The following is an 11,012-nucleotide window of genomic DNA, read 5'->3' on the forward strand; positions in this document are numbered from 1 at the left end:
GTTCGAAAATGAATAAATATGTTATTATAAAAAAAACTAGCGAATTGTTTCCAATACCTTCGCTAGAGATGACAAAGGCCAAATCTACTAACTCGCCAAAGTTATCGGTAGATTTGGCCACCTAAACATCATTATACTATGAAAAATAACAATACTCAACTCTCAGTTTTCAACTTCCAAGAGTCAGAAGTCCGTATTGTTCTCATTGACAATGAGCCTTGTTTTGTGGCCAAAGATTTGTGCAACGTCTTGGGAATCAATAATCATATAGATGCTGTTAGCCGATTAGACGATGATGAAAGGGGGTCGGTATTAGTGGATACCCCTGGTGGAAATCAAGTAATGTCAATAGTTTCAGAATCCGGAATGTATTCTTTAGTTCTCAAATCTCGCAAGAAACAAGCTAAGGTTTTCAAAAAATGGATTACTTCCGAAGTGTTGCCAGCAATTCGTAAAACTGGACAATATTCTGTGGAAAGTCAACCTAAAACCGCTGTTTTAAATCAGACTTACAATGACTTTGAATTAATTATAACTGATGATGGTTCAAAAGATAATACTGCAGAAGTAGTAAGTAAATGGAATGACTCCAGAATTCGTTATATTCAACATCCTCAAAATATCGGACGCAGTAAAAATATGCGTTCTGGTTTTGATGCTGCTACAGGAGATTATTTTATCAAATTTGATGATGATGATGCACTCACTCCTGAATTTTTAGAAAAAACTGTGGCAGTATTAGATAAGATGCCAAATGTAAATTTTGTCTGTACAAGTCATTGGGTTATTAATGAAAAAAGCGAACGAGAAGAAACTGCCACTCAAGAGAATGCAGCTAAGTGGGGAAAAGATAAATTAAAGGAAGGAATTATTCCTAACTTGGTTCAAGAAACCTTTCAATACCAAAGTTTACAGGTAGGTTCAACTTTGTTTCGTCGCTCCTGTTTACAAGAAGTTGATTATATGCGTCCAGAAGCAGATGGGTGTGAAGATTTTGATTTGCTAGTTAGGTTAGCTGTAGCAGGTAAGATAGGATATTTTATTCCAGAATATCTCATGGAATATCGTTTTCATAATCGTCAAACTAGCTTAAAACAAGATATTCATTTTTTGTCAGCTAAGATTTTTTGTATGAATACCTATCAGTTTGAGGATCGAGAATTGGAAAAATTACGTTCAGTTAAATTAGCAAATACAAAACAAATATTAGGGATTAGATTAATTGAGAAAGGTGATAGTAACAAAGGTAGAGAATTATTGCAAGAGTCAAGCCAAATATTAGGAACTTCATTAAAGACCAGATTTGGCTTAATACTATCTTATCTACCCCTAAATTTACGACAGTTAGCTTTGCAAAGCTTTAGGAAAATTCGTCCTCAAGACTATGCCGATAAAGTTAGAAACCCAGCTACTTGAGTTGACAATAAGTAAGTATAAATTTTGAGCGATCGCCACTTTACTCTATCAATATAAATCGACCTAAAAAATAATGATTACTTGACATTGGCTTGGCAATAATACAGGCCAATTTTTATTAACTAAAACCAGAGTAGAGATCATAGCAATATTTGCTATTCAAGCAATAAAATAGATTATTTGATCGCTAATTATTCAGACATTTGGAGATCATAAAATTATCATTCCTTAACACAAAAAAATTATAATCCAGATAGTTAAGAGCAATAAGAGTATCAAAAAATTATTTTGTTCTGCTGTCAATTTTTGTTGCCAACCAAAACTTTGACCAGACCTTAAAAAATTTTTACGTCTGCGATCGCCAAGATGTTAAGCTTGGCAAAACGGTCTTAAAACCTGGTCTAGATCAAGTATATTTATACTCGAACTTTCTACAGTTCAAAGTCAAAAGTTAATTACCCGATTTGTGATGAGTAAGTAACTCTTGACTTATTAGATAGGTAATTACCGTTCTATTGAACTTATCCAAATTTACCCAAAATGATATTTGAGTTTGGGAGACTAATTTCCTATATACTTGACCCAGGCTTAAAATTGCTGGGAACTTTACCTACTATTTTTTTCTGTTAGCTTGGTTTGAGCTTTAAACAAATTTAGCCAACGATCGGTTTTTGTTAATACTTGTCTAGGTTTGTCCAATCATTTGACTTTGCTTTGCAACGCTTCTGCAAACAGCACTTAACCCTAACTAGCAGCATCAGCTTCTCGAAGTGCCTTGAGAATTTCAGGACGTTTCATCCGCGCATAACCACGCAATTTCCGCTCTTGAGCAATTTTCTTAAGTTGTCTGAGTGATTTGGTATCGTAGTCATCAATGGGAACCTCTGATTCTACTTGAGGTGCTGAGTTAGCTTTAGTCTTTCTAGTCGTAGTTGTTTTTGTGGTCGTTGCCTTAGACCTAGACGTTGTAGAACTTGGCTTGCTCTTAGTTGTTGTCTTGCTTGGTGTATTAGTTTTAGCTTCTACTTCAGTTGGAGAATCAAGTTCTGAAAGAGCCTGTAATTGACGTCGAACTGCTGATACTTGAGTTTTGAGGTCATCTTCAATATCTTGCATTGTTTTGACCATTCCTGCCAGTTTTTTCTCTATTTGTTTATCGAGATCGTCAAGCTGTTCTAATAGTAGTCCCACATTCACTCCTGATAAAAAACTAGATGTTGTCTTGTTAGTTGTTGAATTTGCGATTTTTCTTACCAATGTTTCTACCTTATTGTTAACTGAATTTTCTAGGCTTGTAATCAAATTTTTGAGCTGCTCAATTTGATCGATGTCAATGCTTTCCTCTTGCAAAGATTTTACTTGTTTTTTTAGAACCTCCTCATTTTTATTGATCGATTTTTTTGGCTGAGAGAATCTACCTTTTGATCAAATGATACCTTAAGTTGTTGCAGTAGATGATCGAAGCTTAGTGTTTCAGGAATAGGTGGTTGAGTTAACTGTTTCATCTCTGCTCTAGCTATTTCTACTTGTTCATCCGTCATCTCATAAATCCAGGCCCATAGTTCCTTGATTTCAATTTATTTTGCAACTTGAAACCAATCAGCACCACGAAAAATTTCGTACTGCTGTTGAGAGTCCTAGTTCTCCTTTAATCTGACAAGTAGTGGAATCAAGTTACTACCTCGATCTGCAAGGCTCTTAAATAGAGCTTCATGTCTTTCAGGAGAAATATCTCCCTCCTGAGACTCTGGCACAGTAATTTTGGATATGGGAATTAACTCCAAACTTACTGGTTGTGCTGGTAACTCTTCTTATCGATCTTTTGGCTTTGATGAAACCATTCGCTTACAACTTTCCTTGGTTCCTAAAATCAAATAAAGGTATTGTTCAGAACTCTTAATAGGCAGTAGGAACCCAATTACAGCTACTTTGTTAGTCCTTTTTATCACTTTGGAGAAATTCAATATTTTTGGGTATTCCAAGTATTGGAAACATTCTAATTTCATCCCAGTTTGACAAAATAGGCTCACGGGGTGAGAGTTAGTAAACTGCCTAGTGCTGCCTAAAAGATTTATGGTCACATAATCTGGGAAATTATGATTAATTCTTAGGCTAGAAGCTTATACATCTGTACGCTCGCCAGCGTTACATTTGAAGTTGTTGGTTTTTACCATGCTTTAGTCTAATTTTTTCTCTTACCCAGATTGTATTTCTATAAGTCTACTTTAGCATACTTACTATTGTTAGCTTTGAGACTTCACACGGTTTTAACCCGTAAAGTCTTCAGAGGATCTGTAAATCGGTTTAACACCACGATTTCCAAATTACTCGTTTACGAAGTCTGCCGTCGGGCAAAACGGCCAAATTGCCATTACTACGTATAAACTACTCAGCTCACTAGGCGTTGTCAATTGCCACTATTCTCTCAAGTCAAAAGACCATTGAGGCTACTTGTAAGTATACTTTTTTTTGATTCACTTGTTCTGAGTTACAACCTGCTGTCTAACGGTTGCTTGGAAACAGAGGGTAATTATACACCGAGCCACCTTTTCAGTTAAATGGTAGTTAACTGAAAACTCCATTAGATAAAGATGCTCTCACCATGATTCACAGGTAACTTTGTCTTTATGCCTTGATTATAACACATTTGACTACGGGTTAAAACCCGCCCTTGTCATTTCTATCCAGCCTTTAAAACTGGCTAGTTTCACACTTACAGATTTTTTACGATCATAGACTTACCAAATTATAATCTTAGTAGCAATTGACTGTTTGCTATGAATTAGGTAAACACTTACTAGCTTCTGTTGAAGTTATTGCTGCTCGATCAAACTGACATAAAAGGTCATTGGTTATGACATTTCAATGTATACTTCCTGCTTCTACCGGATACGTCGCCAATCCGACGACTCCCCTAGTCGGCAGCAGCAATTCCACAGCCATCAATGGTCAACAAGCCTACCCCATCCCTTAAATTTATACTTGCATTCAAATCAGGGTTTAATGCTCTAATCCTACAACTTGATTAGGCATTGCCTGGAAGAAAGCTTTAGGAATAGAATTCAGACTCAATAGTTTTGATCTGAGTGGGTTGATGGCAGATTTTTTTCTGGCCATGTCAGGATGCGATCGCATAACTCCTTTAAATTAAATTGCCTGAAGTTATTTTGTAACTTTTTTACACAAAATAGTCAAGGTTTATCTATTTGATTAATAATAATATTAATTGGCTGATTTTTGCAAGTAGGGAACGGACGATCACATGAATATTAAATATCTTAAGTTTCTTTTAAAATTATTAGGCTACAAAAACTATCAAGTGTCTATTAGTAAAATCCAGCCAGAGCCAGAAATGAAGGTTTCTGAACGGGATGAAATCTGTTACCGACTTTGCGATCGAGGGTTTGTAAAATTCACAAGGGAGGTTACAAAAATTAATATAGCACCCCAGGGAAAATTACTCCTAGATAGTAAAAAAGCTGCCAGTTCACTGACCTCCGAAGAATTGAAATTGCTCAAGGCAACTGCTAGGGGTGCTATTGCTCCGGCGGAGACTGGTATAGCTGCTATCTATAGACAAGCTGTGATTACAGATTTGGTAGACCAAGGTTTGATTGAAGTTATTGCTCAAAAAATCAAAGAAGTATGGCTAACAGAAAAAGGAAAACAATTTTTGTGCCAAGAATATTCATCCCAGAGTACGGCAAAAGAAATTTCGTTGAAAATGTTAAGTGATTACCTCGAGTTAATGCGTACAAACATTTATCCTGACTACCCTAAGCAGGAAAAAAAGATATCTTCGAGGGTGTCGGATAACAAACCCACTGACTCTGAGATTTTAGCTGTGATTCGAGATTTAGACCACAAGCTAGGTACAGATAACTACTTACCGATTTTTCATCTACGAGAAAAGCTACAACCTCCTTTATCTCGAACAGAACTAGATCGAGCACTATATCGTCTAGAAAGAAGTGACCAGATAGAATTAAGTTCCCTACAGGAGGTAAGATCCTACACACCAGAACAAATTGAAGCAGGTATCGCTCAAGATATTGGCGGACGTTTGTTTTTCATAATTAGGGAGTAGGGAATAGGGAATAGGGAATAGGGAAAATCCTTAAATTAGGGAATAGGAAGTAGGGAGTAGGGAATAGAGAAAACCCTTGCTCTTTATTTAATTTTCATTTAATTTTCCTGTATGACAAAATTATGGTCTTCCTTAACTACAAAAAGCGGGGATTTATAAATGCTCAAAGTCTCTCAGGGATTAATTTTGACTTCTAACTTCTGACTTCGCGCCTTGCGCATAGCGCTATATCTGTTACCGTAATTCTCTAACCATTCTTAAAAATATTAATAATTTATACTATGGCATCTATAGATCAGATTATTCAAAGAGAACTTAATCCTTTCGATCCCGTAACTCTTTATACCATTAATTTTTGGCAAGAGCAACAACATCCTAGCCTGAATGTTGATTCTATCCATCAAAATATTATCACTGATATAGAAACGGTACTGGAGCAGGTTGCTCAGGAACATCATCCCCGTACTTTGATACTTACGGGTGACTCTGGTTCTGGTAAAAGTTACCTTTTAGGGAGAATTAAAAAATTATTCAACACTAAAGCTTTTTTTGTCTATATCGATCCTTGGCCTGATAGCGATTATATTTGGCGACATATTTTGCGCCAAACTGTTGACTGTCTGATGAAAACTCCGGAGGGTAAAACAGATTCTCAGTTGTTACTATGGCTTAAAGGTCTATTAGCTTTCCAAAATAGTAGTTTGCTCCAAAAAATTATTGGTGAAAGAAGAGTATTCATTAGAAATCTCAAGGCAATTTACTCTTCTGGGATTTATAATCCTAATGATTTTTTCAGTGTCCTTTATCATCTACTAGATCCCAAGTATAGCGCTGTTGCCTGTGAGTGGTTACGGGGGGATGATTTGGATGAAGGCGATCTAAAATCTTTGGGCATTAAAAGTAGTATAGATTCTGAAGATTCTGCCCAAAAAATTATTACTAACTTGGGGGTTATTTCGGCTGCATCTCAACCTATTGTTTTATGTTTTGATAATCTTGATAATATTCCTCGCTTGTTAAATGGAACCTTAGATTTACAAGCATTATTTAATGTTAATTCTAGTATTCATACTCGCTATCCACAAAATTTTCTGATAATTATTAGTATTATTACGAGTACCTGGAAACAAAATGCTGCATTGATTCAACCAGCAGATAAAGCTAGAGTCAATGCGGGATATTTCCATTTAAAACCAATTACTTTAGAACAGGGTGAAGCTATATTATCTGCTCGTTTAAGTCCTTTGCATTCCCTGGCAAAACCAAAGCCTAAATCAGCTATATTTCCTTTATCAAAAGAAATATTAGAACAGAAGTTTCCCAGGGGAAAAACTCTACCTCGGAATATATTAGAGTTGGGACGTAAGGAATATGAGCAGTACAAAATAAAATTATTGAATCAGACACAGAATAGTCAAGATTTAATACCAGAGACACAATTGGCAACTTTTAAGTTGATTTGGCAAGATAAGTACAACAAGACTCAGAAAAAAATTACCAAGATTACTGATTTGGCAGCACCAGAATTGATTCGGATGTTACAAGAGGTATTAAATGCTTTACAATGTCAGGAAGTAAAAACTAAATTATTAAGTGGGAAGTACGCTAGCTATTCTTTGAGTTATAAACAACAAGATCGAGAACAAATTATTGGTTTGGTTTGGACGGAAGCTCCAAATATGAATAGCTTTTACAATACTATGAATGCTTGTCAGAAAGTAGTGGATAAAAAATTGTGTCAAACTTTATATTTACTGAGAGCTGCTGAGGTTGGAAATGCTAAAAATCTTAGCAATAGAATATATAGAAAAATTTTTAAAGGTAGGTTAAAAAATATTCATATTAAACCTAATTTGGAATCGGTGTATTTTTTGGCTGCATATCATAGTTTGGTGAATGCAGCCCTCGCTAATGAATTAATGATTGAAGGTGAGATTATTGGTCTAAAAGAGTTAGAAGAGATAATTTGTGATTCACAAATTTTAAATAACTGTAGCTTATTACAAGATTTGTCTGTAGTTGTTCCTGTAGATACTCAAGAACAGCAAAATGAGCCATATTTAGATGAAATTAAGGATTTTGTCTTAAATTTAATTAGAAAAAAAAGTTTTATGGAACGGAACAGCATAATTGAAAATACACTGCATCAATTTGTCAAATTAGAACAATCAAAAATTGATATAATAATTCAAGAGCTTGAGGGAGAACAGAAAATAAAAATTATCGCTCCTACATCAAAATTAGATGAACAATTAGTTTGTTTTGTTCCTGGTTAACTAGCTATCAGCTTTTAGCATTTCCTGACGGAATGCTCCGCAAATAGCTAGTCTCCTGGATCGTAACTATGTTAACAGTTTTTTTTCGCTTGGGTTAAAATCTCCTTGTAAACGTCAAAAAAAATGATCCTACTGAGTCCTGACCGCTTCTTTAATAAGGAATGTTTAATTGATGATTAAATGATTAATTAGAATTAATCTAGAGTCGCTCAAACTGATAATTCATAAGAATTGCTAAGTGTTAGGACATTAAAAACTTAAATCCTTTACAACCAATAGTTTTGACTTGAGCTGAATGCTTAAAGCTATAGTTACGTTAATTGCTTGAAAAAACAGAAAAATCAAAATAGTCTGTCAATGCCAATAAGTAATAAACCTCAATTACAATCTCCGCCATTTAGTATTAATGATGTTAAAGTTGCTTTTAATTGTCCTCGTTTGTTTTATTTGAAACAGCGTTTTGGAGGCGATCGTCTGTTTTTGCCAAAGGATTATATCCAGGAAATTGATAATGCTTTTGTTGATTTAGCTAATCAGTTGATGAATATTATTCGGCAAGAATCTAGAATTCAAGTTTTGTTTACAGGGCAATTTGAGGAGTTGGTGGTAGAGGCGATCGCTAATCAAATACAACAATTATTTTATGAGTTGATTTTCTTTCCTTATTTACAAACAATAATTACAAAAGATGCTACTTTAGCAACGGCATTGTATCAAGTTTGGCAGGTATTAACTCAACTGATTTTTAATATATCTGAAATCATTGTTAAAAATCGGCGTTACTGCCATGAAAGTGTTGTAGTTCGTCGCACATTAATTACGGGTGAAATACCTGTAGATTATACTTTTAAAATATTAGATGCTAAGACTCAAAAGTTAACGGGAAAAGTTAATAATTTAATTTTTGATTTTGAGTCTCGTCGCTTGTGTGTGGTTCATTATCAAACTTATGAAACGGTGGAAGTATCGTCTCAGTTAATAGAGGTTGCTCTCTATAGTTTTTTACTGAAGCAAAAGAAAAAGGTGCCTGTTGATGCTGTTGTTTATTGGGTTTTGCCTGAGTTGGGAGAGTATCATTACTCATGGGAAAAGTTGGAGAATGTGGTGGAGGGTTTAGTTCCGGGTAAGTTAGAGGAGATGCGGGAGTGGTTGAGATGGGAGGAGTTTCAACCTAACCCACCTCCACAGACGGAGAAAGAGTATTTGTGTGATATTTGTCCTCAGAGGGAAAAGTGTCAGAGTTTTTTTGATATAGCAGGGAACAGGGAATAGGGAACAGGGAACAGGGAACAGGAGTGAAAAACATTTCCTAGTCTAAGATTCATCACCATTCTATGTCCTAACCAATTCTTTCTTAGCTATAGGACTGATACCATTTCGACCTAATGTTGCGCTTAATAAAAGATATAAAACTATCAGTAAAATTCAGGTTTGGGTAAGAATTATTAGGCGCATTGTTACAGAGAAATGGTATGAGTAGAGATGATAAAAAGTAGGTTGGGTAGAACGAAGTGAAACCCAACTTATACCGTTTCACGGAAGTTAACACTCATGTATTCAAAAGTCAAAAGTAAGATTTTATCAGTAGACATCTCCGGTAATCAAAAATCAAATCAATTATCCCGCATAAATCATTAATTCTTTCCCATTACTCCCTACTTCCTACTCCCTACTCCCTCTTTTCCGGAGATATCTAGTTCAACACTTTGACGATACAGTATCAGGAAATTATTTCACATATTTGGTAGAAGTTGGGTTTCGTTACCTCAACCCAACCTACGGATATTTAACATTTTTGGGGTGGGGATGCGATCGCTACTTCCTATTCTGGTATCTCTGCTATTTTTCTTAGCTTTTCGTAAGTTGTTTTGCCAAAACCAATTCCCTTCTTAGTTTGTTGCTTAAGGTTTTCCCAAGTTAAGCTTTCTCCAGACTGCTTCCAAAGTTTAATTGCTTCCCATGTAGCATTTATCATTTTAGTTGTGACTTTTTCTCTTGTAAAAGCTTGTTGAATTTCTTCTTTTGTTTTTACTGTTAACAAATTGACTCTTTGTAGTTGATTAGATTCACGATCAATAGCTTTTATTTGTCTACTTAAACCTGTTTGAGTTTGTGCTAATAGAGATAAAGCTTCTTGCTTAGATAGGTTAGTAATTTTTTGACGTATAGTTTTTAATTGCTCATTCAGAATTTCCTCAATTTCTGGTAGTTTTTTGGGTAATAATTGGTCAATTTTACTTTCGATATTCTGTAGTTTTTCCTCTGCGATATTATTTATTTGAGGTTGAGAATTAGTAGGAGATGATGGATTTAGTTGGTTTAACTTTGTTGTCATTGGTTGCAATTTTTGATCGAGTTGACTATTTAGTTCTTTTGTCAAATTTAATGTCAAATTATTAAACATTTTCGTTAAGTCAACTTGACTATCTTGAACATCAATAGGAACTTCTGGAGATTCAGGTAGTGGAGTATCTAAATCTCTCAAAATTTCCTGTTGTTTTATGATATTTTCTTCCTGTTCTTCTGTGATGATAAACCCTCTAATCATACCTGAATGTTCTGGGTCTATTTCTGATGCTTTAACAGTTGCATGATACTCAAAATTACCAGTGACTATTTCGCAACTCTCAATACCTGTTCTTTTCAAAATAATAGGTCTAACCACACCTCCTGTTGTCAGAATTAAGTTAGCCATCTTCTCAATTTCATCTCCTGAAAACTCAGAGATATCAACCTTGGCTGTGATGTTATCAAGGTCTACTAAGGAAGTAGATAAATTGATTTTATTGCTCATACTTTTGAAATAATTTCTGTTGCTAAATTTTCAAATTCTTCTACTGAAGGTTCGTCTGATTTGTAGTCAAAAATTGATACAGGATTAGGAACTTCTATATCATCTATTAAAATAGTTCTATCTAGACACTTAGCTAAATCTTCTCTTTGAAAAATACAGCTATCCATGAGTGGCAAATTATAACGTTCTTGAATAATTGCTTTTCTACGAGGTAAAGTATATTGAATATATCTACTGTTAGTAGGAATTTTGGAAGGTAAAACACCTAGTATATTAATTTCTGAAACACCCATTTGTTCTCTAAATTCATTAATCTCTTCAACGAAATTTTTAACATTTGGTAATCCCTCATTTGCAAAAGCTTTCAAGTCAGAAGGTATGATGAGATAGTCTGTAGTAATCATAGCTATCCTAGCATAAAGATTCAGTGAAGGTGGTA

Annotated in this window: 8 protein-coding genes; 4 read left to right on the forward strand and 4 right to left on the reverse strand. The window is 34.8% G+C overall.

Going from position 1 to position 11,012, the window contains the following annotated elements; translation table 11 throughout:
* Window positions 1-138: 138 nt before the first annotated feature.
* Window positions 139-1,416, forward strand: coding sequence for a glycosyltransferase (locus tag F6K22_RS17325; protein ID WP_293100250.1), 1,278 nt, complete (start codon window positions 139-141; stop codon window positions 1,414-1,416).
* A gap of 744 nt (window positions 1,417-2,160) precedes the next feature.
* Here F6K22_RS17325 and F6K22_RS17330 read toward each other — a convergent pair.
* Complete coding sequence (locus F6K22_RS17330) at window positions 2,161-2,766, reverse strand: Rho termination factor N-terminal domain-containing protein (RefSeq protein WP_293100253.1); 606 nt, start codon at window positions 2,764-2,766, stop codon at window positions 2,161-2,163.
* A gap of 17 nt (window positions 2,767-2,783) precedes the next feature.
* Window positions 2,784-2,957 (reverse strand): hypothetical protein, encoded by a 174-nt coding sequence (locus F6K22_RS17335; RefSeq protein ID WP_293100256.1) that lies wholly within the window; start codon window positions 2,955-2,957, stop codon window positions 2,784-2,786.
* A 1,778-nt stretch (window positions 2,958-4,735) separates the two neighbouring features.
* Between F6K22_RS17335 and F6K22_RS17340 the strand changes: the two genes are divergently transcribed.
* The 3 genes from F6K22_RS17340 (at window position 4,736) to F6K22_RS17350 (ending at window position 9,051) form a co-directional block, all read left to right on the forward strand.
* Window positions 4,736-5,503, forward strand: coding sequence for a hypothetical protein (locus tag F6K22_RS17340; RefSeq protein WP_293100259.1), 768 nt, complete (start codon window positions 4,736-4,738; stop codon window positions 5,501-5,503).
* Window positions 5,504-5,784: 281 nt separating this feature from the next.
* Complete coding sequence (locus F6K22_RS17345) at window positions 5,785-7,779, forward strand: P-loop NTPase family protein (protein WP_293100262.1); 1,995 nt, start codon at window positions 5,785-5,787, stop codon at window positions 7,777-7,779.
* 357 nt (window positions 7,780-8,136) lie between these two features.
* Window positions 8,137-9,051 carry a PD-(D/E)XK nuclease family protein gene (locus tag F6K22_RS17350; RefSeq protein ID WP_293100265.1) on the forward strand — a complete coding sequence of 305 codons (915 nt, stop codon included), beginning with the start codon at window positions 8,137-8,139 and terminating at the stop codon, window positions 9,049-9,051.
* Between the two features lie 550 nt (window positions 9,052-9,601).
* Here the strand turns inward: F6K22_RS17350 and F6K22_RS17355 are convergent.
* Window positions 9,602-10,573: a hypothetical protein gene (locus F6K22_RS17355; protein ID WP_293100267.1), complete on the reverse strand. Its 972-nt coding sequence runs from the start codon at window positions 10,571-10,573 to the stop codon at window positions 9,602-9,604.
* Window positions 10,570-11,012: ParA family protein (locus F6K22_RS17360; protein ID WP_293100272.1), on the reverse strand; the 443-nt coding region annotated here is incomplete at its 5' end. The genes F6K22_RS17360 and F6K22_RS17355, both read right to left, overlap by 4 nt.

The organism is Okeania sp. SIO2F4 (genome assembly GCF_010672385.1).
In the GTDB taxonomy this organism is placed as follows: domain Bacteria; phylum Cyanobacteriota; class Cyanobacteriia; order Cyanobacteriales; family Microcoleaceae; genus Trichodesmium.

Coding starts and splice junctions, on each gene's coding strand:
- F6K22_RS17345 (WP_293100262.1), top strand. CDS start 5,785: ATGGCATCTATAGATCAGATTATTCAAAGAGAACTTAATCCTTTCGAT.
- F6K22_RS17325 (WP_293100250.1), top strand. CDS start 139: ATGAAAAATAACAATACTCAACTCTCAGTTTTCAACTTCCAAGAGTCA.
- F6K22_RS17335 (WP_293100256.1), bottom strand. CDS start 2,957: ATGACGGATGAACAAGTAGAAATAGCTAGAGCAGAGATGAAACAGTTA.
- F6K22_RS17350 (WP_293100265.1), top strand. CDS start 8,137: ATGCCAATAAGTAATAAACCTCAATTACAATCTCCGCCATTTAGTATT.
- F6K22_RS17355 (WP_293100267.1), bottom strand. CDS start 10,573: ATGAGCAATAAAATCAATTTATCTACTTCCTTAGTAGACCTTGATAAC.